Annotated in this window: 20 protein-coding genes and 1 pseudogene; 16 read left to right on the top strand and 5 right to left on the bottom strand. The window is 64.9% G+C overall.

Going from position 1 to position 24,294, the window contains the following annotated elements; all coding sequences use genetic code 11:
• Window positions 1–194: 194 nt before the first annotated feature.
• From hutU to ACODSK_RS04190, 16 genes are all read left to right on the top strand, one after another.
• Window positions 195–1,877, top strand: coding sequence for a urocanate hydratase (gene hutU, locus ACODSK_RS04115; protein WP_489014084.1), 1,683 nt, complete (start codon window positions 195–197; stop codon window positions 1,875–1,877).
• 124 nt (window positions 1,878–2,001) lie between these two features.
• Window positions 2,002–3,414 carry a purine-cytosine permease family protein gene (locus ACODSK_RS04120; protein WP_489014085.1) on the top strand — a complete coding sequence of 471 codons (1,413 nt, stop codon included), beginning with the start codon at window positions 2,002–2,004 and terminating at the stop codon, window positions 3,412–3,414.
• 79 nt (window positions 3,415–3,493) lie between these two features.
• Window positions 3,494–4,468, top strand: coding sequence for an ABC transporter substrate-binding protein (locus ACODSK_RS04125; protein WP_489014086.1), 975 nt, complete (start codon window positions 3,494–3,496; stop codon window positions 4,466–4,468).
• 28 nt (window positions 4,469–4,496) lie between these two features.
• Entirely contained in the window at window positions 4,497–5,348 is an 852-nt protein-coding gene (locus ACODSK_RS04130; RefSeq protein WP_489014087.1) for an ABC transporter permease, read from the top strand.
• On the top strand, window positions 5,345–6,175 hold the full coding sequence (locus ACODSK_RS04135; RefSeq protein ID WP_489014089.1) for a quaternary amine ABC transporter ATP-binding protein: 831 nt from the start codon (window positions 5,345–5,347) through the stop codon (window positions 6,173–6,175). The genes ACODSK_RS04130 and ACODSK_RS04135 overlap by 4 nt, the downstream gene beginning before the upstream one ends.
• A gap of 8 nt (window positions 6,176–6,183) precedes the next feature.
• Window positions 6,184–7,707: a histidine ammonia-lyase gene (gene hutH / locus ACODSK_RS04140; RefSeq protein ID WP_489014090.1), complete on the top strand. Its 1,524-nt coding sequence runs from the start codon at window positions 6,184–6,186 to the stop codon at window positions 7,705–7,707.
• Between the two features lie 21 nt (window positions 7,708–7,728).
• Window positions 7,729–9,264 (top strand): histidine ammonia-lyase, encoded by a 1,536-nt coding sequence (hutH, locus tag ACODSK_RS04145; RefSeq protein ID WP_489014091.1) that lies wholly within the window; start codon window positions 7,729–7,731, stop codon window positions 9,262–9,264.
• Window positions 9,265–9,276: 12 nt separating this feature from the next.
• Window positions 9,277–10,482 (top strand): imidazolonepropionase, encoded by a 1,206-nt coding sequence (hutI, locus tag ACODSK_RS04150; RefSeq protein WP_489014092.1) that lies wholly within the window; start codon window positions 9,277–9,279, stop codon window positions 10,480–10,482.
• Between the two features lie 9 nt (window positions 10,483–10,491).
• Window positions 10,492–11,292: an N-formylglutamate deformylase gene (hutG, locus tag ACODSK_RS04155; RefSeq protein ID WP_489014093.1), complete on the top strand. Its 801-nt coding sequence runs from the start codon at window positions 10,492–10,494 to the stop codon at window positions 11,290–11,292.
• Between the two features lie 196 nt (window positions 11,293–11,488).
• Window positions 11,489–12,463 (top strand): prolyl aminopeptidase, encoded by a 975-nt coding sequence (gene pip, locus ACODSK_RS04160; RefSeq protein WP_489014094.1) that lies wholly within the window; start codon window positions 11,489–11,491, stop codon window positions 12,461–12,463.
• Window positions 12,460–12,897, top strand: coding sequence for a D-aminoacyl-tRNA deacylase (gene dtd, locus ACODSK_RS04165; RefSeq protein ID WP_075804885.1), 438 nt, complete (start codon window positions 12,460–12,462; stop codon window positions 12,895–12,897). The genes pip and dtd overlap by 4 nt, the downstream gene beginning before the upstream one ends.
• A gap of 264 nt (window positions 12,898–13,161) precedes the next feature.
• A complete protein-coding gene (locus tag ACODSK_RS04170; RefSeq protein ID WP_489014095.1) occupies window positions 13,162–14,904 on the top strand; it encodes a glucan biosynthesis protein G in 1,743 nt (580 codons plus the stop codon).
• Entirely contained in the window at window positions 14,897–17,470 is a 2,574-nt protein-coding gene (gene mdoH, locus ACODSK_RS04175; RefSeq protein WP_489014096.1) for a glucans biosynthesis glucosyltransferase MdoH, read from the top strand. The genes ACODSK_RS04170 and mdoH overlap by 8 nt, the downstream gene beginning before the upstream one ends.
• Window positions 17,471–17,658: 188 nt before the next feature.
• Window positions 17,659–18,459 carry a transporter substrate-binding domain-containing protein gene (locus tag ACODSK_RS04180; protein WP_489014097.1) on the top strand — a complete coding sequence of 267 codons (801 nt, stop codon included), beginning with the start codon at window positions 17,659–17,661 and terminating at the stop codon, window positions 18,457–18,459.
• A 77-nt stretch (window positions 18,460–18,536) separates the two neighbouring features.
• Window positions 18,537–19,499, top strand: a complete 963-nt coding sequence (locus ACODSK_RS04185; protein ID WP_489014098.1) for an amino acid ABC transporter permease — start codon at window positions 18,537–18,539, stop codon at window positions 19,497–19,499.
• Window positions 19,492–20,226, top strand: a complete 735-nt coding sequence (locus tag ACODSK_RS04190) for an amino acid ABC transporter ATP-binding protein (RefSeq protein WP_489014283.1) — start codon at window positions 19,492–19,494, stop codon at window positions 20,224–20,226. Before ACODSK_RS04185 ends, ACODSK_RS04190 begins: the two co-directional genes overlap by 8 nt.
• Before the next feature lie 105 nt (window positions 20,227–20,331).
• On the opposite strand, the gene ACODSK_RS04195 is transcribed toward ACODSK_RS04190, so the two are convergent.
• The 5 genes and pseudogenes from ACODSK_RS04195 to tatB all read right to left on the bottom strand — a co-directional run bounded on the left by ACODSK_RS04195 (window position 20,332) and on the right by tatB (window position 24,290).
• Window positions 20,332–21,204, bottom strand: coding sequence for a methyl-accepting chemotaxis protein (locus ACODSK_RS04195; RefSeq protein ID WP_489014285.1), 873 nt, complete (start codon window positions 21,202–21,204; stop codon window positions 20,332–20,334).
• Window positions 21,187–22,248, bottom strand: a pseudogene (locus ACODSK_RS04200) (methyl-accepting chemotaxis protein); the annotation flags it as partial. The pseudogene ACODSK_RS04200 and the gene ACODSK_RS04195, both read right to left, overlap by 18 nt.
• 148 nt (window positions 22,249–22,396) lie before the next feature.
• A complete protein-coding gene (locus ACODSK_RS04205; protein ID WP_489014099.1) occupies window positions 22,397–23,104 on the bottom strand; it encodes a 16S rRNA (uracil(1498)-N(3))-methyltransferase in 708 nt (235 codons plus the stop codon).
• Complete coding sequence (gene tatC / locus ACODSK_RS04210; protein ID WP_489014100.1) at window positions 23,101–23,892, bottom strand: twin-arginine translocase subunit TatC; 792 nt, start codon at window positions 23,890–23,892, stop codon at window positions 23,101–23,103. Before tatC ends, ACODSK_RS04205 begins: the two co-directional genes overlap by 4 nt.
• The gene (gene tatB / locus ACODSK_RS04215; RefSeq protein ID WP_489014101.1) at window positions 23,889–24,290 is read right to left on the bottom strand and encodes a Sec-independent protein translocase protein TatB; all 402 of its coding nucleotides are present in this window, start codon (window positions 24,288–24,290) and stop codon (window positions 23,889–23,891) included. The genes tatC and tatB overlap by 4 nt, the downstream gene beginning before the upstream one ends.
• Window positions 24,291–24,294: the final 4 nt, after the last annotated feature.

Here is a 24,294-nt window from a genome sequence, read left to right on the forward strand (position 1 = left end):
AGCCCATGTGCGGAATTTTTTCAGGAAGCCGTTCCCCGGGTTGGCAATCCAATTGCATATGCTTGTATGTACAAGTAAAGATGTGTGCGTATGAGTGGACAGGCCATCCCCTCAGCGCTGTTCTCAAAACCGGTTTTCACCGCTGGCCCACTGCCTGGGTTGGGATTGGATAGATCGCTCGAGGAGCCCTTTTCGTGACTGACAACAACCTGAACAAATTCCGTGACGTCGAAATCCGCGCTCCGCGCGGCAACACGCTGACCGCCAAGAGCTGGCTGACCGAAGCGCCGCTGCGGATGCTGATGAACAACCTCGACCCGGAAGTGGCGGAGAACCCGAAGGAACTGGTGGTGTACGGCGGCATCGGCCGTGCGGCGCGCAACTGGGCGTGCTACGACAAGATCGTCGAAAGCCTGACCAACCTGAATGACGACGAGACCCTGCTGGTGCAATCCGGCAAGCCGGTCGGCGTGTTCAAGACCCACGCCAACGCCCCGCGCGTGCTGATCGCCAACTCCAACCTGGTGCCGCACTGGGCCAACTGGGAACACTTCAACGAACTGGACGCCAAGGGCCTGGCCATGTACGGCCAGATGACCGCCGGCAGCTGGATCTACATCGGTAGCCAGGGCATCGTCCAGGGCACCTACGAAACCTTCGTCGAAGCCGGTCGCCAGCATTACGACGGCAACCTCAAGGGCAAATGGGTGCTGACCGCCGGCCTCGGCGGCATGGGCGGCGCCCAGCCACTGGCCGCGACTCTGGCGGGCGCCTGCTCGCTGAACATCGAATGCCAGCAGAGCCGCATCGACTTCCGCCTGAGCAGCCGCTATGTCGACGAACAGGCCAAGGACCTCGACGACGCCCTGGCGCGCATCGCCAAATACACCGCCGAAGGCAAGGCCATCTCCATCGCCCTGCTGGGCAACGCTGCGGAAATCCTTCCGGAACTGATCAAGCGTGGCGTGCGCCCGGACATGGTCACCGACCAGACCAGCGCCCACGACCCGCTCAACGGTTACCTGCCGGCCGGCTGGACCTGGGAGCAGTACCGCGACCGCGCCAAGACCGAGCCGGCTGCCGTGGTCAAGGCCGCCAAGCAGTCCATGGCCGTGCACGTCCAGGCCATGCTCGAGTTCCAGAAGCAGGGCATCCCGACCTTCGACTACGGCAACAACATCCGCCAGATGGCCAAGGAAGAGGGTGTCGCCAATGCCTTCGACTTCCCCGGCTTCGTTCCGGCCTATATCCGTCCGCTGTTCTGCCGCGGCATCGGTCCGTTCCGCTGGGCCGCGCTGTCCGGCAATGCCGAGGACATCTACAAGACCGACGCCAAGGTCAAGGAACTGATCCCCGACGACGCCCACCTGCACAACTGGCTGGACATGGCCCGCGAGCGCATCAGCTTCCAGGGCCTGCCGGCGCGGATCTGCTGGGTTGGCCTGGGCCAGCGCGCCAAGCTGGGTCTGGCCTTCAACGAAATGGTCCGCCGTGGCGAGTTGTCGGCGCCGATCGTTATCGGTCGTGACCACCTCGACTCCGGCTCGGTATCCAGCCCCAACCGTGAAACCGAAGCGATGCAGGACGGTTCCGACGCCGTGTCCGACTGGCCGTTGCTCAACGCCCTGCTGAACACCGCCAGCGGTGCCACCTGGGTTTCGCTGCACCACGGCGGCGGCGTGGGTATGGGCTTCTCCCAGCACTCGGGCATGGTCATCGTCTGCGACGGTACCGACGAAGCCGCCGAGCGCATCGCCCGTGTGCTGACCAACGACCCGGGCACCGGTGTCATGCGTCACGCCGATGCCGGTTACCAGATCGCCATCGACTGCGCCAAGGAACAGGGCCTGAACCTGCCGATGATCACCGGCAAATAAGGGTTGGAGGGTTCGGCGGTGCGCCGCCGGGACCAGGGAGGGGGCTGCCATGTCGCGTGGCGTGGCAGCCCGGTCCGTGTAGCCGTGCTTTGACATGACAAGATCCCCCGGGAGAACAACAACGATGTCCCAGGCCACTGATAGCTCCAAACCCCTGATCGAGCGGCGGTCGATCAACTACATTCCCGAAGCCGAACGCCACGGCAAACTGTACAGCCAGTTCACCCTCTGGCTGGGCGCCAACCTGCAGATCACCGCCATCGTCACCGGCGCCCTGGCCGTGGTGCTGGGCGGCGACGTGTTCTGGTCGCTGATCGGCCTGCTCATCGGCCAGTTGCTCGGTGGTGGGGTCATGGCCCTGCACGCCGCACAAGGGCCGAAGCTGGGCCTGCCGCAGATGATTTCCAGCCGCGTGCAGTTCGGCGTGTATGGCGCGGCCATCCCGATCGTCCTGGTGTGCCTGATGTACCTGGGCTTCACCGCCACCGGCACGGTGCTGTCCGGGCAGGCGCTGGGGCAACTCTTCGGCGTCAGCGACAGCGTCGGCATCCTGATCTTCGCCAGCGTCATCGTGCTGGTCACCGTGCTCGGCTACCGGGTGATCCATGTGATCGGCCGCATCGCCAGCGTCATCGGGGTGATCGCCTTCTTCTACCTGTTCAGCCGGCTGCTGGGGCAGACCGATGTCGGCGCGCTCCTGGAAATCCGTCACTTCAGCTGGAGCAGCTTCCTGCTCGCGGTGTCCCTGGCGGCGTCCTGGCAGATCGCCTTCGGGCCCTATGTCGCCGACTATTCGCGCTACCTGCCGAGCCGTACCTCGTCGCTGAAAACCTTCCTCGCCGTCGGGGCCGGTTCGGTGATCGGTGCCCAGGTGGCGATGATCCTCGGCGTGTTCGCCGCGGCCATGGCCAACGGTCAGTTCGCCGGTCGCGAAGTGGCCTATATCGTCGGCCTCGGTGGCAGCGGCGCTACCGCCGCCTTGCTGTACTTCACCATTGCCTTCGGCAAGGTGACCATTTCCACCCTGAACTCCTACGGCAGCTTCATGTGCATCGCCACGGTAATCAGCGGTTTCCGCGGGCACCTCGAAGTGTCGCGCCTGCAACGCCTGGTGTTCGTCCTGCTGATCGTCGGCGCCGCGACCCTGATCGCGCTGCTCGGCCAGCATTCGTTTCTCGGTGCATTCAAGTCTTTCATCCTCTTCCTGCTGGCCTTCTTCACCCCGTGGAGCGCGGTCAACCTGGTGGACTACTACTGCATCACCCGTGAGCACTACGACGTGCCGGCCCTGGCCGACCCCAACGGTCGCTACGGACGCTGGAACATCGCCGGGATCAGCGTCTACGTGATCGGCGTGCTGGTGCAGCTACCCTTCATCTCCACCAAGTTCTACACCGGTCCGCTGGTGGAGGCCCTGGGTGGGGTGGATATCTCCTGGATCATCGGCCTCGTGGTTCCGGCCGTTCTCTATTACCTGGTCGCCCGACGCGTTACCCGGGCGGTTCCGGACCGGCTGATCCTGCCGGCCGGTAACTGAACAGACCGGCATGGTCGCGCCGGTTGTCGACGACGCGGCCCTTTCACTGCCCAACCTCATTCATGTTTAGGAGCATCAGATGAACAACACCAAGAAGTCGCTGCTGGGCCTGTTCCTGTCCGCCAGCCTGTTGGGCGGCACCATGGCATCGGCCCAGGCCGCCGGTTGGTGCGAGAGTGGCAAGCCGGTGAAGTTCGCCGGATTGAACTGGGAAAGCGGCATGCTGCTGACCGACGTCATGCAGTTCGTCCTGAAAAATGGCTACGGCTGCGAGACCGACAGCCTGCCGGGCAACTCCATCACCATGGAAAACGCCTTGGGCACCAATGACATCCAGGTCTTCGCCGAAGAGTGGGTGGGTCGCAGCGAGGTGTGGAAGAAGGCCGAGGCGGCCGGCAAGGTGGTCGGTGTCGGCGCCCCGGTAGTGGGCGCGGTAGAAGGCTGGTACGTGCCGCGCTACGTGATCGAGGGCGACGCCAAGCGCAAGCTGGAAGCCAAGGCGCCGAACCTCAAGGCCATCGCTGACCTGGGCCAGTACGCGGCGATCTTCAAGGACCCGGAAGAGCCGTCCAAGGGCCGTTTCTACAACTGCCCGGCCGGCTGGACCTGCGAGCTGGACAACACCGAAATGCTCAAGGACTACGGCCTGGAAAGCAGCTACACCAACTTCCGTCCTGGCACCGGCCCGGCCCTGGATGCAGCGGTGCTGTCGAGCTACAAGCGCGGCGAACCGATCCTCTTCTACTACTGGACCCCGACCCCGCTGATGGGCCAGGTCGACCTGGTCAAGCTGGATGAAAAGCCGGGCGTCGACAAGAGCGTCAGCATCAAGGTCGGCCTGTCCAAGGCGTTCCACGAGGGCGCTCCGGAACTGGTGGCGGTGCTGGAGAAGGTCAACCTGCCGATCGACGTGCTCAACCAGAACCTTGCTCGCATGACCAAGGAGCGCATCGAGTCGCCGAAGCTGGCGAAAGCCTTCCTCAAGGAACATCCTGAAATCTGGCACACCTGGGTCAGCGAAGACGCCGCGAAGAAGATCGACGCCGCGCTCTGAGTTTCTATCTACCTGACGAGTGAACCCTATGTTCCCCGAAAAATTTACCTTCTCCATCGCCGACTGGGTCAACGGCTGGGTCGACGCCCTGGTGACCAACTACGGTGATGTGTTCCGGCAGATCTCCGACACCCTGCTGTGGGCCATCGTCAACCTCGAAGGCCTGCTGCGGGCCACGCCCTGGTGGCTGATGCTGGCGATCGTCGCCGGTATCGCCTGGCATGCCACCCGTCGCGCGCTGCCGACCCTGGTAATCGTCGGCCTGCTGTTCCTGGTCGGCGCGGTGGGACTGTGGGACAAGCTCATGCAGACCCTGGCGCTGATGCTGGTGGCGACGCTGATCTCGGTGCTGATCGGCATCCCCCTGGGGATCCTTTCGGCACGCAGCGACCGCCTGCGCTCGATCCTCATGCCGCTGCTCGACATCATGCAGACCATGCCCAGCTTCGTGTACCTGATCCCGGTGCTGATGCTGTTCGGCCTGGGCAAGGTGCCGGCGATCTTCGCCACGGTGATCTACGCCGCGCCGCCGCTGATCCGCCTGACCGACCTGGGCATCCGCCAGGTCGACGGCGAGGTCATGGAAGCGATCAACGCTTTTGGCGCCAATCGCTGGCAGCAGCTGTTCGGCGTCCAGTTGCCGCTGGCCCTGCCGAGCATCATGGCCGGGATCAACCAGACCACCATGATGGCCCTGTCGATGGTGGTGATCGCCTCGATGATCGGCGCCCGTGGCCTGGGCGAGGACGTGCTGGTGGGCATCCAGACCCTGAACGTCGGTCGCGGCCTGGAAGCCGGGCTGGCAATCGTGATTCTCGCGGTGGTGATCGACCGCATTACCCAGGCCTACGGCCGGGCGCGGCATGAGGTGAGCAAATGAGTACGGCGGCGATGAACAAGATCGAAGTGAAGAATGTCTTCAAGATCTTCGGCGAGCGCTCTGCGGAAGCGCTGAAACTGATCGGCGAGTCGCACAGCAAGGAGCAGGTGCTGGCCAAGACCGGCTGCGTGGTGGGGGTCAACGACCTGTCGCTGTCCATCGGCGCTGGCGAGATCTTCGTCATCATGGGCCTGTCCGGTTCCGGCAAGTCGACCCTGGTGCGCCACTTCAACCGCCTGATCGACCCCACCAGCGGGGCGATCCTGGTGGATGGCGAAGACATCCTGCAGTACGACATGGAAGCCCTGCGCCAATTCCGCCGGCGCAAGATCAGCATGGTGTTCCAGAGCTTCGGCCTGCTGCCGCACAAGACCGTGCTGGAGAACGTCGCCTACGGCCTCAAGGTGCGTGGCGAGAGCAAGCAACTGTGCGCCGAGCGCGCCCAGCACTGGATCACCACCGTCGGCCTGAAGGGCTACGAGAAGTCCTACCCGCACCAGCTTTCCGGCGGCATGCGTCAGCGCGTCGGCCTGGCCCGGGCCCTGGCGGCGGACACCGACATCATCCTGATGGACGAAGCCTTCAGCGCCCTCGACCCGCTGATCCGCGCGGAAATGCAGGACCAGTTGCTGGAACTGCAAAAGACCCTGAACAAGACCATCGTCTTCATCACCCATGACCTCGATGAAGCCGTGCGCATCGGCAACCGCATCGCGATCCTCAAGGACGGCCGCCTGATCCAGGTCGGCACGCCGCGGGAGATCCTCCATTCGCCGGCCGACGAATACGTCGACCGCTTCGTCCAGCGCCGCGCCGCCACCGTATGAGGACCGCCATGCAGCCAGTGGAACAAGTGGTGATCGCCGACGCCCCGTTGCGTTGGCAGGACATCGTCGCCGTGGCCCGCCACGGTGCCAGCCTGAGCCTGTCGTACAGCGCCTGGGCGCGGATCGAGAATGCCCAGGCCATCGTCCGCCGCATCGTCGACAGCGGCGAGCGTGCCTATGGCGTGAATACCGGCCTCGGCGCGCTGTGCAACGTGGCGCTGGAGGGCGAGCAACTGAGCCGGCTGTCGAGCAACACCTTGCTCAGCCACGCCTGTGGCGTGGGGCCGGTGCTGGCCGACGAGCAGACCCGGGCGATCATCTGCGCCGCCATCGTCAACTACAGCCACGGCAAGTCGGGGATCCAGCGGCCGGTGGTGGAAATGCTCCTGGCCCTGCTGGAGCGCGGGATCACCCCGCAGGTGCCGTCCCAGGGGTCGGTGGGCTACCTGACCCATATGGCTCACGTCGGTATCTGCCTGCTCGGGGTGGGCAAGGTCAGCTATCGCGGGCGGGTGGTCGAAGCCGCCGAAGCCCTGGCCGCAGAAGGCCTGAAACCGGTGGTGCTGGGGGCGAAGGACGGCCTGTGCCTGGTCAACGGCACGCCGTGCATGACCGGCCTCAGCTGCCTGGCCCTGGCCGACGCCACGCACCTGCTGCATTGGGCCGATATCGTCTCGGCCATGAGCTTCGAGGCCCTGCGCGGGCAGATCGCCGCGTTCGATGCCGAGATCATCGCGTTGAAGCCTCATCCGGGCATGCAGCAGGTTGGCGCCAACCTGCGCGCCTTGCTCGACGGCAGCGAAGTGATCGCCATCAGCAAGGGCATCCGCACCCAGGACGCCCTGAGCATCCGTTCCATTCCGCAGGTTCACGGAGCGGCCCGTGACCAGTTGGCCCACGCGGCCAGGCAGATCGAGACCGAACTCAACTCCGCCACCGACAACCCGCTGCTGCTGGGCACTCCGGAGGATTTCCGGGTGATGTCCCAGGCCAACCCCCACGGCCAGTCCGTGGCCATGGCCGCCGACCTGCTGGCGATCGCCATCGCCGAGACCGGTTCGATCGCCGAGCGCCGCCTGGATCGCCTGGTCAACCCGCATGTCAGCGGCCTGCCGGCGTTCCTGGTCAGCGAGCCGGGGGTCAACTCCGGAATGATGATCGTGCAGTACGTCGCTGCCTCGCTATGCGCGGAAAACCGCCAACTGGCCCAGCCGGCGGTTGTGGATAACTTCGTCACCTCCGGCCTGCAGGAAGATCACCTGAGCCTCGGCACCAGCGCCGCGCTCAAGCTGCACCGGGCCCTGGAAAACTGCACGCAGATCCTCGCCATCGAGTACCTGCTGGCGGCCCAGGCCTTCGAATTTCTCAAGGAGCAGCGCTTTGGCGCCGGTACCCAACGCGCCTGGCAGTTGCTGCGCGAACAGGTCCCGGCCTACCAGCAGGATCGCTGGCTGGCGCCGGACATCGCCCGCGCGGCCGCGTTGCTCAAACAACCGCAGGGGCCCCGGCACGTGCTGCCGACCCTGCTGTGACCTCATACAAGGAGCCTGAATATGCAAGTCTTCAACCTGATTCCCGGCCAGGTCAGCCTCGCCGAACTGCGCGGCATCTATAAGACCCCGGCGCGCCTGAGCCTGGTCGCCAGCGCAGCGGCGCAGATCGACGCCAGTGTCGCCTGCGTCGAGCAGATCCTCGCCGAAGACCGCACCGCCTATGGCATCAACACCGGTTTCGGCCTGCTGGCCTCGACCCGCATCGCCAGCCACGACCTGGAAAACCTGCAGCGCTCGCTGGTGCTGTCCCACGCCGCCGGTATCGGCGCGCCGCTGGACGACGCCATGGTGCGGTTGATCATGGTGCTGAAGATCAACAGCCTGAGCCGGGGCTTCTCCGGCATTCGCCGCGTGGTCATCGATGCGCTGATCGCCCTGGTCAACGCCGAGGTTTATCCACACATTCCGTTGAAAGGCTCGGTGGGCGCATCCGGCGACCTGGCGCCGCTGGCGCATATGTCGCTGGTCCTGTTGGGCGAAGGCAAGGCGCGGCACAAGGGCGAATGGCTGTCGGCTGTCGACGCTCTGGCTGTGGCCGGTCTCAAGCCGCTGACTCTGGCGGCCAAGGAAGGACTGGCGTTGCTCAACGGCACCCAGGCCTCGACCGCCTACGCCCTGCGTGGCCTGTTCGAAGCCGAGGACCTGTTTGCCGCCGCCATCGCCTGTGGCGGCCTGACTGTCGAAGCCGTGCTCGGCTCACGCTCGCCGTTCGATGCCCGTATCCACGCCGCCCGCGGCCAGCGCGGGCAGATCGACGCGGCGGCCTGCTACCGTGACCTGCTTGCCGAGGGCAGCGAGGTGTCGGCCTCCCACGAGCATTGCGGCAAGGTCCAGGACCCGTACTCCCTGCGCTGCCAGCCACAGGTCATGGGCGCCTGCCTGACCCAGTTGCGCCAGGCTGCCGAGGTGCTGGTGGTCGAGGCCAACGCCGTGTCCGATAACCCGCTGGTATTCGCCGAGCAGGGCGACGTGATCTCCGGCGGCAACTTCCACGCCGAGCCGGTGGCCATGGCCGCCGACAACATGGCCCTGGCCATTGCCGAGATCGGTTCGCTGAGCGAGCGGCGCATCTCGCTGATGATGGACAAGCACATGTCGCAACTGCCGCCGTTCCTTGTGGAAAACGGCGGGGTCAACTCCGGCTTCATGATCGCCCAGGTCACCGCCGCCGCCCTGGCCAGCGAGAACAAGGCGCTGTCCCATCCGCACAGCGTCGACAGCCTGCCGACCTCGGCCAACCAGGAAGACCACGTGTCCATGGCCCCGGCTGCTGGCAAGCGCCTGTGGGAGATGGCCGAGAACACCCGCGGCATCCTCGCCATCGAATGGCTCGGCGCCTGCCAGGGCCTCGACCTGCGTACCGGCCTGAAGACCTCGGCCAAGCTGGAACAGGCACGCAAGACCCTGCGTGATCGCGTGCCGCATTACGACAAGGACCGCTTCTTCGCCCCGGATATCGAAATTGCCGTGGAGCTGCTGGCCGAGGGCCGGTTGACCGGCCTGCTGCCGGGCGGCGTGCTGCCGAGCCTGGGCTGACGGAGAGTGCCGATGAAAACCCTCTGGCAGCACTGCCATGTGGCGAGCATGGCCAACGGCAGCTACTCGATCATCGAGGATGCGGCGATCATCACCAGCGCCGGGCGGATCGACTGGATCGGCCCGCGCGGCTCGGTGCCGGATATCGCCGTCGAGCAGCGGGTCGACCTGGGCGGTGCCTGGGTCACCCCGGGGCTGATCGATTGCCACACCCACACAGTGTTCGGCGGTAACCGCAGCGGCGAGTTCGAGCAGCGCCTGCAGGGCGTCAGCTACGCCGAGATCGCCGCCCAGGGCGGCGGCATCGCCAGCACCGTGCGCGCTACCCGCGCGGCCAGCGAGGATGAGCTGTACGCCAGCGCCCTGCGCCGGGTACGGGCGCTGATGCGCGACGGCGTGACCACCCTGGAGATCAAGTCCGGCTACGGGCTGGACCTGGACAACGAGCGCAAGATGCTCAAGGTCGCCCGGCGTCTCGGTGAAACCCTGCCGCTCACCGTGCGCGCCACCTGCCTGGCGGCCCACGCGTTGCCGCCGGAATACAAGGAGCGCAGCGACGACTACATCACTCACATCTGCGAAGTGATGCTCCCGGCCCTGGCCGCCGAGGGTCTGGTGGATGCGGTGGATGCCTTCTGCGAGTACCTGGCGTTTTCCCCGGCGCAGGTCGAGCGGGTGTTCATCAAGGCCCGGGAACTGGGCCTGCCGGTCAAGCTGCATGCCGAGCAGTTGTCGTCCCTGGCCGGTTCCAGCTTGGCGGCGCGTTATCACGGATTGTCCGCCGACCACCTGGAGTTCATGACCGAGGACGACGCCATTGCCATGGCCGCCGCCGGCACCGTCGCCGTGCTGCTGCCTGGCGCCTTCTATTACCTGCGCGAGACGCAACTGCCGCCGATGGATGCCCTGCGCAAGCACGGGGTGAAGATCGCCATCGCCAGCGACCTTAACCCCGGCACCTCGCCGGCGCTGTCGTTGCGGCTGATGCTGAACATGGCTTGCACCCTGTTCCGCATGACCCCGGAAGAAGCCCTGGCCGGCGTCACCCTGCATGCCGCCACGGCCCTGGGCCTGGGCGATAGCCATGGTTCGCTGGAGGCGGGCAAGGTCGCCGACTTCGTCGCCTGGGACATCGAGCGACCGGCCGACCTGGCCTACTGGTTGGGTGGCGAGCTGGACAAACGCGTGGTGCGCCACGGCGTCGAACTGACTGATTGAGGCACGAAGATGGAAAAGGTTGTGAGTTTTCACCAGGGCCGGCTGCCGCTGCTGGTCAGCATGCCCCACGCCGGTCTGCAACTGACGCCCACGGTGCGCGATGGCCTGGTCCCGGCGGCGCGCAGCCTGCCGGATACCGACTGGCACATTCCCCGGCTGTATGACTTCGTCCGCGAGATGGGCGCCAGCGTGGTGGCGGCGGAGTATTCGCGCTTCGTCATCGACCTGAACCGGCCCGAGGATGACCAGCCTTTATATGCCGGCGCCACCACCGGGCTGTTCCCGGCGACGCTGTTCGATGGCGAACCGTTGTTCGAGGACGGCAAGGTGCCGTCGGCCGAAGAGCGGGCCGGTTATCTCGATGGCATCTGGCGGCCGTACCACGACGCCCTGCGCAACGAACTGGCGCGGCTCAAGGCGGAATTCGGCTACGCGCTGCTGTGGGATGCCCACTCGATCCGTTCCCATGTGCCGCACCTGTTCGACGGCAAGCTGCCGGACTTCAACCTGGGTACCTTCAATGGCGCCAGTTGCGATCCGGAGCTGGCCGAAAGGCTGAAAACGGTGTGCGCCAAGGCTGGAAATTACAGCCACGTGCTGAACGGGCGTTTCAAGGGCGGGCATATCACCCGGCATTACGGCGACCCGGCCAACGACATTCATGCGGTGCAGCTGGAGCTGGCACAGAGTACTTATATGGAGGAGGTGGAGCCGTTCACCTACCGGCCTGACCTGGCGGAGCCTACCCAGGTGGTGTTGCGGGGGATGCTGGAAGAGGTTCTGGCCTGGGCTCAGCGGCGATATCGCTGACGTCATCGCTGGCAACGCCAGCTCCCACAGGGTTTGCGGTGCACACGATACCTGTGGGAGCCGGCGTTGCCGGCGATAGGGCCATCAGCCTCACCCTCCAACTACCTGAAGAACACTTGACCCAACGGGGCATGCTCAAAGCGCAATTCGGGTTTATGATGCCCCACGGCAGAATAATTCCCACACGGAGTGCGTAATGCAGACCTTGTACCCACAGATCAAACCCTACGCCCGGCACGATCTGGCAGTCGAAGCACCGCATGTACTGTACGTCGATGAAAGTGGTTCCCCGGAAGGTCTGCCGGTGGTGTTCATCCACGGTGGCCCTGGCGCCGGTTGCGATGCCCAGAGCCGCTGCTATTTCGACCCCACCGTCTACCGCATCATCACCTTCGACCAGCGCGGCTGCGGCCGTTCCACCCCCCATGCCAGCCTGGAAAACAACACCACCTGGCACCTGGTCGAAGACCTCGAACGCATCCGCAAGCACCTCGGCATCGACAAGTGGGTGCTGTTCGGCGGCTCCTGGGGTTCGACCCTGGCCCTGGCCTACGCCCAGACCCATCCCGAGCGCGTCCATGGCCTGATCCTGCGCGGCATCTTCCTCTGCCGTCCGCAGGAGATCGAGTGGTTCTACCAGACCGGTGGCGCCAGCCGCCTGTTCCCTGATTACTGGCAGGACTACATCGCACCGATCCCGCCTGAGGAACGCGACAACCTGGTCCAGGCCTTCCACAAGCGCCTGACCGGCAACGACCAGATCGCCCAGATGCACGCGGCCAAGGCCTGGTCCACCTGGGAGGGCCGCACCGCGACCCTGCGCCCGAACCCGCTGGTGGTCGACCGCTTCTCCGAGCCGCAGCGCGCGCTGTCGATCGCCCGCATCGAATGCCACTACTTCGTCAACAACGCCTTCCTCGAAGACAACCAGCTGATCCGCGACATGCCGAAGATCGCCCACCTGCCGGCGGTGATCGTGCATGGCCGCTATGACGTGATCTGCCCGCTGGACAACGCCTGGGAACTGCACCAGGCCTGGCCGAACAGCGAACTCAAGGTGATTCGCGATGCTGGCCACGCAGCCTCGGAGCCGGGCATCACCGACGCCCTGGTGCGCGCCGCCGACCAGATGGCCCGACGCCTGCTCGATCTGCCTCTGGACGAAGCATGAAGGGGTTGCTGCAACGCGTGCGTGGCGCGCGCGTGGAAGTGGAGGGGGAAATCGTCGGATCCATCGACCAGGGCCTGATGGTGCTGGTCGCGGTGGAACCCGGCGACACCCCGGAACACGCCGACAAGCTCCTGCACAAATTGCTCAATTACCGGGTCTTCAGCGATCCACAGGGCAAGATGAACCTGTCGCTCAAGGACATCGACGGCGGCCTGCTGCTGGTGTCCCAGTTCACCCTGGCCGCCGACACCCGCAGCGGCCTGCGTCCGAGCTTCTCCACCGCTGCGCCGCCGGCCCTCGGCGCCGAATTGTTCGACTACCTGCTGGCCCAGGCGAGGCTCAAGCACGGGACTGTCGGCAGTGGTCGCTTCGGTGCCGACATGCAGGTTCACCTGGTCAATGATGGCCCGGTAACATTTATGTTACAAATATGAAGGCAAAAATCCCCCTGTTTGCAGGAAAACAAGGGGTTTCACAGCAAAAATAGTTCGCTGGCCCTGATGCGTTGTAACGCAGCCTGCTAGATAATCGCGCGCTACGTGGGCCGGCGTTCGACGGCCTGTTTCACTCTGACTCGAGAACTGTCCGGAACCGTTTGGGGAATCATTGCGCCCTTTCGGAGTCCGAACAGTGCTCGCCAACCCGGCATGTGTCGCTGGCCGTTGGTTCTTTAGATCTGTATTCGGCGAGGGTTGCTCGTGATTGTAAGTCCCTTTAATGCTTCAAGAATGCCTGCCAGCCGGCTGCGCAAGGCCCTGATCGCGGGTTCGGCACTGATGTGCCTGCTCGGCTCCGGCCAGCTCTGGGCGTTCAACCTTGACGACGTGGCGGCCAAGGCGAAGGACCTGGCCGGACAGAAATACGAAGCACCGAAAAGCAATCTGCCTGCCGTGTTCCGCGACATGAAGTTCGCCGACTACCAGAAGATCCGCTTCCGCGCTGAAAAAGCCGAGTGGGCCGGGGAGAAAACCCCGTTCGAGCTGTCCTTCTATCACCAGGGCATGCACTTCGACACACCGGTGAAAATCAACGAAGTCACCGCCACCACCGTCGAAGAGATCAAGTACGACCCGAGCCGCTTCGACTTCGGCGACCTGCAGTTCGACGCCAAGGCCACCGAAAAGCTCGGCTACGCCGGTTTCCGCGTCCTCTATCCGATCAACAAGGCGGACAAGCAGGACGAAATCATGACCCTGCTCGGCGCCAGCTACTTCCGCGTGGTCGGCAAGGGCCAGGTGTACGGCCTGTCGGCCCGTGGCCTGGCGATCGACACCGCGCTGCCGTCCGGCGAAGAGTTCCCGCGCTTCACCGAGTTCTGGGTCGAGCGCCCGAACGTCGGCGACAAGCACCTGGTGATCTACGCCCTGCTGGATTCGCCACGCTCCACCGGCGCCTACAAGCTGATCCTGCGTCCGGGTTCGGACACCATCGTCGACGTGCAGTCGAAAGTCTTCCTGCGTGACCACGTCAGCCGCCTGGGCATCGCCCCGCTGACCAGCATGTACCTGTTCGGCGCCAACCAGCCGTCCCGCGTGCCGAACTACCGTCCTTCGCTGCACGACTCCGAAGGCCTGTCGATCCACGCCGGCAACGGCGAATGGCTGTGGCGTCCGCTGAACAACCCGAAACACCTGGCCGTGAGCAACTTCAGCGTGGAAAACCCGCGCGGCTTCGGTCTGCTGCAGCGCAACCGCGCGTTCAGCTACTTCGAAGACCTGGATGACAACTACCAGAAGCGTCCAAGCACCTGGATCGAGCCGAAGGGCGACTGGGGCAAGGGCACCGTCGACCTGGTCGAGATCCCGACCGCCGACGAGACCAACGACAACATCGTGGCCTTCTGGAGCCCGGAGAAACTGCCGGAGCCAGGCACCTCGATCGACTACGAATACCGCCTGCACTGGACCATGGACGAAGACGCTTTCCACTCGCCTGAACTAGGCTGGGTCAAGCAGACCATGCGCTCCACCGGCGACGTCAAGCAATCCAACCTGATTCGCCAGCCTGACGGCAGCGTGGCCTTCCTGGTCGACTTCGAAGGCCCGGCGCTGGCCAAGCTGGCGGAAGACACCCCGGTACGCAGCCAGGTCAGCCTGGACGACAATGCCGAGCTGGTGGAAAACAACCTGCGCTACAACCCTGAAATCAAGGGCTGGCGCCTGACCCTGCGGATGAAGGTCAAGGATCCGGGCAAGGCCGTGGAAATGCGCGCTGCCCTGGTTCGCGATGTGCCGGTCGAGCCGGCCAAGCCTGAAAAGCAGGAAGAGCCGAAGAAACAGGAAAAACCTGCGAAGCATGACAAGGCCGCGGCAAAAACCGCGAAGGCCGAGCAACCTGCCGAGCAGCCTGCCGCCGAAGCGGCGCCCACCACCGAGGCCCCGGCCACCACCGAACAGGTGCTGACCGAGACCTGGAGCTATCAGTTGCCTGCCGATGAGTAACTCTTCAGCACGGCCGGAGTCGCTTGGCGAATATCTGGCCCACCTACCACTGAGCGACGAGCAGCGGGCGGAACTCGCCAGCTGCAACTCGTTCAGCGAGTTGCACCAGCGCCTGTCGGCGCAGCCAGCCACTGCCGATGCCGAGCCCACCCAGGGTTCGGTGGGCAGCCGGCTGAATCTGCTCACGGCTGCCGATATGGAAGAGGCCGAGATGCTCGGCCTCGACGCCCGCGGCCGGGTCTGCCTCAAGGCGACCCCGCCGATCCGTCGCACCCGGGTCGTTCCCGAACCATGGCGGACCAACATCCTGATTCGCGGCTGGCGCCGGCTGACCGGGCGCACCAACGCGCCGGCTCCGGAAAAACGCGAGCTGCCGGCCGCGCGCTGGCGCTGGGTCGGCTCGATGCGCCGCTATATCCTGCTGGCCCTGATGATCGGCCAGACCCTGGTCGCCGGTTGGTACATGAAAGGCATCCTGCCGTACCAGGGCTGGTCCTTCGTCGACCTCGAAGAGGTGATGCACCAACCGCTGCTGCAGACCGCTACCCAGGTCTGGCCGTATGCGCTGCAGACCACCATCCTGATCCTCTTCGGCATCCTTTTCTGCTGGGTCTCGGCAGGTTTCTGGACCGCCTTGATGGGCTTCCTCGAACTGCTCACCGGGCGCGACAAATACCGGATCTCCGGAAGCAGCGCCGGCAACGAGCCGATCGAGAAGGGCGCTCGCACCGCCCTGGTCATGCCGATCTGCAACGAAGACGTACCGCGGGTGTTCGCCGGCTTGCGCGCCACCTTCGAGTCGGTTGCCGCCACCGGTGACCTCGACCGCTTCGACTTCTTCGTCCTCAGCGACACCAACGACACCGACATCGCCGTCGCCGAGCAACAGGCCTGGCTGGACGTCTGCCGCGAAACCAACGGCTTCGGGCGGATCTTCTACCGTCGCCGCCGTCGCCGCGTGAAACGCAAGAGCGGCAACCTCGACGACTTCTGCCGTCGTTGGGGGGGGGACTACCGCTACATGGTGGTACTCGACGCCGACAGCGTGATGAGCGGCGAATGCCTCACCAGCCTGGTGCGCCTGATGGAAGCCAACCCGGATGCCGGGATCATCCAGACCGCGCCGAAGGCTTCGGGCATGGACACCCTGTATGCGCGCATGCAGCAGTTCGCCACCCGCGTCTACGGCCCGCTGTTCACCGCCGGCCTGCACTTCTGGCAGCTGGGCGAGTCGCACTACTGGGGTCACAACGCGATCATCCGCATGAAACCCTTCATCGAGCATTGCGCCCTGGCGCCGTTGCCGGGCAAGGGCGCCTTCGCCGGTGCGATCCTCTCCCACGACTTCGTCGAAGCCGCGCTGATGCGTCGTGCCGGCTGGGGCGTGTGGATCGCCTACGACCTGCCGGGCAGCTACGAAGAACTGCCGCCGAACCTGCTCGACGAGCTCAAGCGCGACCGTCGCTGGTGCCACGGCAACCTGATGAACTTCCGCCTGTTCCTGGTCAAGGGCATGCACCCGGTGCACCGCGCGGTGTTCCTCACCGGGGTGATGTCCTACCTGTCGGCGCCGTTGTGGTTCTTCTTCCTGGTGCTGTCGACGGCGTTGCTGGCGACCAACACCCTGATGGAGCCGCAGTACTTTCTCGAACCACGGCAGTTGTACCCGCTGTGGCCGCAGTGGCACCCGGAAAAAGCCATCGCGCTGTTCTCCACCACCATCGTGCTGCTGTTCCTGCCCAAGCTGCTCAGCGTCATCCTGATCTGGGCCAAGGGCGCGAAAGAGTACGGCGGCCGGATCAAGGTCACGATGTCGATGCTCCTGGAGATGCTGTTCTCCATGCTGCTGGCGCCGGTGCGGATGATCTTCCACACCCGTTTCGTCCTGGCCGCCTTCCTCGGCTGGGCCGCGACCTGGAACTCGCCGCAGCGTGACGACGACTCCACCCCGTGGAGCGAAGCGGTCCGTCGCCATGGCCCGCAGACCCTGCTGGGTGTGGCCTGGGCGCTGCTGGTGGCCTGGCTGAACCCGAGCTTCCTGTGGTGGCTGGTGCCGATCGTTGGTTCGCTGACCCTGTCGATCCCGGTGTCGGTGATCTCCAGCCGGGTCAACCTGGGCCTGCGCGCCAAGGACGAGAAGCTGTTCCTGATCCCCGAGGAGTACTCGACGCCGCAGGAACTGCTGTCTACCGACCAGTACACCCACGAGAACCGCTGGCACGCGCTGCGCGACGGCTTCGTCCGCGCGGTGGTCGATCCGAAGCAAAACGCCCTGGCCTGCGCCCTGGCCACTGCCCGCCACGGTATCGCCGAGCCGATCGAAGCGCTGCGTGCCGAGCGCATCGCCAAGGCCCTGGAGGTCGGCCCGTCCGGGCTGGACGGCAATACCCGCCTGGCACTGCTCAGCGATCCGGTGGCCCTGGCCCGTCTGCACGACCAGGTCTGGGCCGAGGAGAACTCGGCCTGGCTGCAGGTCTGGCGCAAGTCGATCGCCAACGATCCGCACTCGCCACTGCTGCCGCTGCATCCGGAGCCGGCACCCCAGCCGGCCCTGGCCAACGCCTGACCCGCAACGGGGCGACATTCGTCGCCCCGTTGTCATTTTCTGGTATCAATAAGTAACAAAGTCTTCACGGGCGCTAGGTCCCGTGCCGCTCATGCGTTAGCATCCCACCCCGACTATGGCGCGACGTCTGTAGGACTTTTCGCGCACACAATAAAATTCGTGGGTTCTCTTGTTTGGGGGAAGTGGTGATGTTCAAGAAGTCTCTGTCGATGCTGCTGGCCGGCGTCGCGGCCACCGTGGCGGTGTGCTCGGCCCAGGCCGGCGTGATCGATGACGCGGTCAAGCGCGGCACCCTGCGCGTGGGCATGGACCCGACCTACATGCCCTTCGAGATGACCAACAAGCGTGGCGAGATCATCGGCTTCGAAGTGGACATCCTCAAGGCCATGGCCAAGTCCATGGGCGTCAAGCTGGAGCTGGTCTCCACCGCCTACGACGGCATCATCCCGGCCCTGATGACCAACAAGTTCGACATGATCGGCAGCGGCATGACCCTGACCCAGGAACGCAACCTGAAGCTGAACTTCAGCGAGCCCTTCATCGTCGTTGGCCAGACCCTGCTGATCCGCAAGGAACTGGAGGGCAAGGTCAAGTCGTACAAGGACCTGAACAGCGCCGAATACCGCCTGACCTCCAAGCTGGGCACCACCGGCGAGATGATGGCCAAGAAAATGATCAGCAAGGCCCAGTACCACGGCTACGACAACGAGCAGGAAGGTGTGCTCGACGTGGTCAACGGCAAGGCCGATGCCTTCGTCTACGACGCCCCGTACAACGTCGTCGCCCTGACCAAGGTCGGTGCAGGCAAGCTGGTCTACCTGGACAAGCCGTTCACCTACGAGCCGCTGGCCTTCGGCCTGAAGAAAGGCGACTACGACAGCATCAACTTCATCAACAACTTCCTGCACCAGATCAAGCACGACGGCACCTACGATCGAATCCACGACAAGTGGTTCAAGAAGACCGACTGGCTGAAGGACATGGAATAAGGCCCAGGCGCCACGCCCAGGCTTGAAACCCGACGCGCAGGCTTGTCCTGCGCGTTCGCATTTACGGAACCCGCAACGTGATCAAACACAAGAAAGCCCAGTGGCCCTGGCACGGGCTGACCGCGCTGGTCCTGGTCGGACTGGCGCTGAGTCTGTATTTCGCCACCTCGATGATTTCCTACGAGTGGCGCTGGAACCGTGTGCCGCAGTACTTCGCCTACCAGGCCGAAGAAGCCCACCGCGCCGCTGGCTACGGCACCGTGCAGGAGATCGTGCGCAAGGGCGACACCGCCGTGGTGACCCTGCGTGATGAAGACGGCAACGACCAGGTGCTGGAAGTTGATCAGGCCAGCGTGCAGCTGTCCCAGGGCGACGACGTGGCCGAAGGCGATGTCATCGGCCTGACCCACCACTGGGCCGCCGGCCCGCTGGCCTGGGGCCTGTGGACCACCATCTGGATCTCCGTGGCCTCGGGTATCGCCGGCCTGGTGATCGGCCTGTTCGCCGGGCTGTGCCGGTTGTCCAGCAACCCGACCCTGCGCGACCTGTCCACCGTCTACGTCGAACTGGTGCGCGGCACGCCGCTGCTGGTGCAGATCTTCATCTTCTATTTCTTCATCGGTACCGTGCTCAACCTGTCCCGGGAGTTCGCCGGGGTGGCGGCGCTGGCGCTGTTCACCGGCGCCTACGTGGCCGAGATCGTCCGTGCCGGCGTGCAGTCCATCGCCAAGGGCCAGAACGAGGCGGCCCGCTCCCTGGGCCTGAACGCCTCGCAGTCGATGCGCCATGTGATCCTGCCGCAGGCCTTCAAGCGCGTGCTGCCGCCACTGGCCGGGCAGTTCATCAGCCTGGTCAAGGACACCTCGCTGGTCTCGGTGATCGCCATCACCGAGCTGACCAAGAGCGGCCGCGAAGCGATTACCACCTCGTTCTCCACCTTCGAGATCTGGTTCTGTGTCGCTGGCTTGTACCTGCTGATCAACCTGCCGCTGTCGCAAATCGCCAGCCGGCTCGAGCGGAGGCTTGCGCAAAGTGATTGAAGTCCGTGATCTGACCAAAGTCTTCGACACCCGCGGCATGGTGGTGCGGGCTGTGGATAACGTCACCACCCAGGTCGCCCGTGGCGAAGTGCTGGTGGTGCTCGGCCCGTCGGGCTCGGGCAAGTCGACCTTCCTGCGTTGCCTCAACGGCCTGGAATCCTTCGACTCCGGCAGCGTTGCCATCGACGGCCTGCAACTGGCTGACCCGAAGACCGACATCAACGCCTATCGCCGTGAAGTCGGCATGGTGTTCCAGCACTTCAACCTGTTCCCGCACATGACCGTGCTGGAAAACCTTTGCCTGGCGCAGAAGGTCGTGCGCAAGCGCGGCAAGGCCGAGCGCGAGGCCAAGGCCAAGGCGTTGCTGGAGAAGGTGGGGATCGGGCAGAAGGCCAACGAGTATCCGTCGCGGCTCTCCGGCGGTCAGCAACAGCGCGTGGCGATTGCCCGGGCGTTGGCGATGGAACCGAAGGTGATGCTGTTCGACGAACCGACCTCGGCGCTCGACCCGGAGATGGTCGGCGAGGTGCTGGATGTGATGAAGACCCTGGCCCAGGAAGGCATGACCATGGTCTGCGTCACCCACGAAATGGGCTTTGCCCGGGAAGTGGCGGATCGGGTGCTGTTCTTCGATCACGGCAAGTTGCTGGAAGACTCGCCGCCGGAGCAGTTCTTCACGGCGCCGAAGGACCTGCGGGCACAGGCTTTCCTGCGTCAGGTTCTTTAAGCTTCATTGATCTTCCAGGCCCTATCGCTGGCAAGCCAGCTCCCACAGTGACTGCATTGTGGGTGCTGGCTTGCCAGCGATGAGGCCCTCAAGGACAACCTGAAGCTACAGACGGAAGCGCGACACCAGCCCCTGCAAATGCGTCCCCAGCCGCGCCAGCTCAACACTGGACGCCGCCGTTTCCTCACTCGCCGACGCCGTCTGGTCCGACACATCCCGCACGTTCATCACGCTGCGGTTGATCTCTTCCGCCACCGCACTCTGCTGCTCTGCCGCTGCGGCAATCTGCTGGTTCATCGACTGGATCGACGACACGGTTTTGGTGATGGTCTCCAGCGACACCCCGGCACTGCGGGTCAGTTGCACGCTGTTGTCGGTCAGGCTGCGGCTGTTGTCCATCACCGCCGCCACCTGCTGGGTGCCGCTTTGCAGACCGGCGATCAGCTCTTCGATTTCCTCGGTGGACTGCTGGGTACGCTGGGCCAGGCTGCGCACTTCATCGGCGACCACGGCGAAGCCACGTCCGGCTTCACCGGCCCTGGCTGCTTCGATGGCGGCGTTGAGGGCCAGCAGGTTGGTCTGCTCGGCCACTGACTTGATCACGTCCAGCACGCTGCCGATCTTGTCGCTTTCGGCTTTGAGCCGGCCCATGGCCTCGCTGGAGTTGCCCACTTCCTTGGCCAGGCGTTCGATCTGGGCAATCGCCTCGGCGACCACGCGATCGCCTTCGCGGGCCTGGTTGTCGGCCATCTTCGCCGCTTCCGAGGCTTCCTCGGCGTTGCGCGCGACTTCGTGCACGGTGGCGGCCATTTCGTTCATGGCGGTGGCTACCTGGTCAGTCTCGACCTTCTGGTTGTTGACCCCGGCGCTGGTCTGCTCGGTCACCGCCGACAGCTCTTCGGCGGCGCTGGCAATCTGGGTGACACCATCGCCGATGCCGCCGATCAGCTCGCGCAGGCTGACGGTCATGCGCTGCATGCTGCGTTGCAACTGGCCCAGTTCGTCGCGGCGCTGGTCGATCAGATCGTGACTGAGGTCGCCACCGGCGATGCGGTCGACGGCGGTCAGGGTGTGGCGCAGCGGCACGACGATCTGCCGGGTGATGGCCCAGGCGGCGATGATGCCGAAGAGCAGGGCAAGCACGGTGGCCAGGCCGAGCATGGATTTGGCGTGTTGGGATTCGTTGTCGCGGATCTGCGTCTGCGATTGGGTCAGCTCCATGCTCAGGTCGAGCAGGCGGGTGCCCAGCTTGCCCATCTCGGCCAGGGACTTGTCGCTGGCTTCCTGAGCCGTGCCGACCTGGACCACGGCGCCGCGATAGGCGTTGAGTGCCTCGGCGGTGGCCGACAGGTTGCCGTGGTGTTCCGCCGGGACCTTGTCCGGCAGCGCCTTGATCAGGGCCAGGGCCTGGTCGATGGCAGTCAGCGCGGTGGCCTGGAATTCGTCCTTGCCGCTGTAGGTGTAGCCGCGGACCTGGAAGCGCGCCTGTTGCAGCAGCTTCGCCGTCTCTACCGCGTTGTTGAACACCACGATATCGCCGTTCTGCAGCAGCGCCTGCTGGACCTGGTCGAGCAGGGCAGCGGCCTTGTCGGCGCTGCTGCCGAGGATGGCGCGGGCGGCTTCGCGGGCGTCGGCGGCGCGCTTCATGTCGGCGAAGGCGCTTTCATAGGCGCGTACCGCCTGGCTCTGCTGGGTCAGACGCTGGCTGTCCTGGGGCTCGTCGATGCGCTTGCGCACCTTCTCCAGGGTCGTATCCAGCGAGGCCAGGGCCTTTTCCACCAGGGCGCTGGAGGCGGCATCGCGATTGTGTTCGTAGGTCTGCCGGGCGATGCGCAGGGTCTGGGTGGCCTGGTACACCTCGGAGATCTCGCCGAGCTTGTCACCCCGGCTGGTGACGCCGCCGAGACCCTGCCAGCCGGTGAAAGTGATGACCAGTGTCAGCAGCAGGACGATGCTGAAGCCGATCCCCAATTTACGGTTGACGCTCACGTTCCCCAGGTGCTGGGCCATCCAACGGTACATGCGGTAACTCCGGTTCTGTCAGGCGTGGCAGATATTTTTATGCTGTCTTCCTAAATCGGCCTGGCGCTACAAAACTGAAGATGACAAATGCGTCTAATCCGGGGCCAAAGAGGTAGCCAATAGTCTTATGGACGGTGTGGGAATTGGCTCAGAAAAGCCGGGCCAGCAGCGCTGTGACAGCGGTTTCCACGCGCAGGATGCGCTCGCCAAGCTGCACCGGGTTGAGTCCGGCCTTGCCCAGCAGATCGACTTCGTAGGGGATCCAGCCGCCTTCCGGACCGATGGCCAGGGTCACCGCTTCGTCGACGCCACGCGGGCAGGGTGGGTGGTTACCGGGGTGGCCGACCAGGCCGAGGGTGCCGGCGGCGATGGCGGGCAGGCGGTCTTCGACGAAGGGCTTGAAGCGCTTCTCGATGATGACTTCCGGCAGCACCGTATCGCGGGCCTGTTCCAGGCCGAGGATAAGGTTTTCGCGGATGTTGTCGGGGTCGAGGAAGGGGGTCTGCCAGAAGCTCTTTTCCACCCGGTAGCTGTTGACCAGCACCAGCTTCGCCACGCCCATGGTGGCGATGGTCTGGAACACCCGGCGGAGCATCTTCGGCCGTGGCAGGGCGAGGACCAGGGTCAGCGGCAGCTTGGCTGGCGGGGCCTGGTCGAAGCTCAGTGACAGCTCGGCCTCATGGCCTTCCAGACGTTCGACCCGGGCCTGGCCCATCAGACCGCCGAGGCGGCCGACGCGCAGGCTGTCACCTACCGCAACGCGGTGGATCTCCTGCATATGGGTGAAGCGGCGGTCGCTCAGGACCGCACGGTCGGCCGCGATGAAGTCGGCCTCCTCAAGCAGCAGCAGGTTCACGCCTGGGTCGCTGGCGGCTGGTCGTCAGGGGTGTCGTTGCCGCTGTCGTGTTCCTGGCTGCGCTTGCGCACCAGGCCGCCGAACAGCACGCCGATCTCGAACAGCATCCACATCGGCACCGCCAGCAGGGTCTGCGAGAAGATGTCCGGCGGGGTCAGGATCATGCCGACCACGAAGCAGCCGATGATCACGTACGGGCGGATCTTGCGCAGGTACTGCACGTCCACGACGCCGATCCACACCAGCAGCACCACGGCCACCGGAATCTCGAAGGCCACGCCGAAGGCGAAGAACAGGGTCATGACGAAGTCGAGGTAGCTGGCGATGTCGGTCATCATCGACACGCCCTCGGGGGTGGCACTGGCGAAGAAGCCGAAGATCAGCGGGAACACCAGGAAGTAGGCGAAGGCCATGCCGGCGTAGAACAGCAGGATGCTGGAGACCAGCAGGGGAATGGCCACGCGCTTTTCATGGCGGTACAGCCCCGGCGCGATGAAGCCCCAGATCTGGTAGAGGATGAACGGGATCGCCAGGAACAGCGAGACGATCATGGTCAGCTTGAACGGCGTGAGGAACGGCGAGGCCACGTCGGTGGCGATCATCGTCGCGTTGGCCGGCAGGTGCGCGCGCAGTGGCGCCGAGACCAGGGTGTAGATCTGCTGGGCGAAGGAGAACAGCCCGGCGAAGATCAGGAAGACCGCCGCCACGCAGCGCAGCAGGCGGGTCCGCAGTTCGGTGAGGTGCGACACCAGCGGCATCGGCTGGTCGTGTTCCGGAATCTCGCTCATGGGGCTCGCGGCGGTTGGTTCGGTTCGGTGGGCGGCGGCGTGACCGGTGCGGCGTCAGGCGCGGCGGGCGGCACTGGCGTGGTTTGTGCCACAGGTGCGGGCTCGACGATCGGCTGGCTGCCTGGCGTGGTGGCCGGGTCCGGGGTCACGCTCTGCGGATTGAGGATGCGCCGGGCTTCCTGCTCCATCGAGAGAATGTGCTCGTTGTGCAGTTGCCGACGAATCTCGTCGGCGCCGATCTCGCGTTCGACTTCCTGCTTGATGGAATTGAAGCTGCGCTTGAGCCGGCCGATCCACAGGCCGGCGGTGCGGGCCGCGCCGGGCAGGCGCTCGGGACCGAGCACCACCAGGGCGACCAGGCCGACGAGCAGCAACTCGCTGAAGCTGATGCCGAACATGGGA

The organism is Pseudomonas sp. FG98 (assembly GCF_057808595.1).

Bases quoted from the DNA above. Each gene is read 5' to 3' on its own strand.
- tatB (WP_489014101.1), bottom strand. From the start codon at position 24,290: ATGTTCGGCATCAGCTTCAGCGAGTTGCTGCTCGTCGGCCTGGTCGCC.
- hutH (WP_489014090.1), top strand. From the start codon at position 6,184: ATGCAGCCAGTGGAACAAGTGGTGATCGCCGACGCCCCGTTGCGTTGG.
- ACODSK_RS04135 (WP_489014089.1), top strand. From the start codon at position 5,345: ATGAGTACGGCGGCGATGAACAAGATCGAAGTGAAGAATGTCTTCAAG.
- hutI (WP_489014092.1), top strand. From the start codon at position 9,277: ATGAAAACCCTCTGGCAGCACTGCCATGTGGCGAGCATGGCCAACGGC.
- pip (WP_489014094.1), top strand. From the start codon at position 11,489: ATGCAGACCTTGTACCCACAGATCAAACCCTACGCCCGGCACGATCTG.
- tatC (WP_489014100.1), bottom strand. From the start codon at position 23,892: ATGAGCGAGATTCCGGAACACGACCAGCCGATGCCGCTGGTGTCGCAC.
- mdoH (WP_489014096.1), top strand. From the start codon at position 14,897: ATGAGTAACTCTTCAGCACGGCCGGAGTCGCTTGGCGAATATCTGGCC.
- ACODSK_RS04125 (WP_489014086.1), top strand. From the start codon at position 3,494: ATGAACAACACCAAGAAGTCGCTGCTGGGCCTGTTCCTGTCCGCCAGC.
- ACODSK_RS04180 (WP_489014097.1), top strand. From the start codon at position 17,659: ATGTTCAAGAAGTCTCTGTCGATGCTGCTGGCCGGCGTCGCGGCCACC.
- hutG (WP_489014093.1), top strand. From the start codon at position 10,492: ATGGAAAAGGTTGTGAGTTTTCACCAGGGCCGGCTGCCGCTGCTGGTC.
- ACODSK_RS04130 (WP_489014087.1), top strand. From the start codon at position 4,497: ATGTTCCCCGAAAAATTTACCTTCTCCATCGCCGACTGGGTCAACGGC.
- ACODSK_RS04120 (WP_489014085.1), top strand. From the start codon at position 2,002: ATGTCCCAGGCCACTGATAGCTCCAAACCCCTGATCGAGCGGCGGTCG.
- hutH (WP_489014091.1), top strand. From the start codon at position 7,729: ATGCAAGTCTTCAACCTGATTCCCGGCCAGGTCAGCCTCGCCGAACTG.
- ACODSK_RS04195 (WP_489014285.1), bottom strand. From the start codon at position 21,204: ATGCAGCGCATGACCGTCAGCCTGCGCGAGCTGATCGGCGGCATCGGC.
- dtd (WP_075804885.1), top strand. From the start codon at position 12,460: ATGAAGGGGTTGCTGCAACGCGTGCGTGGCGCGCGCGTGGAAGTGGAG.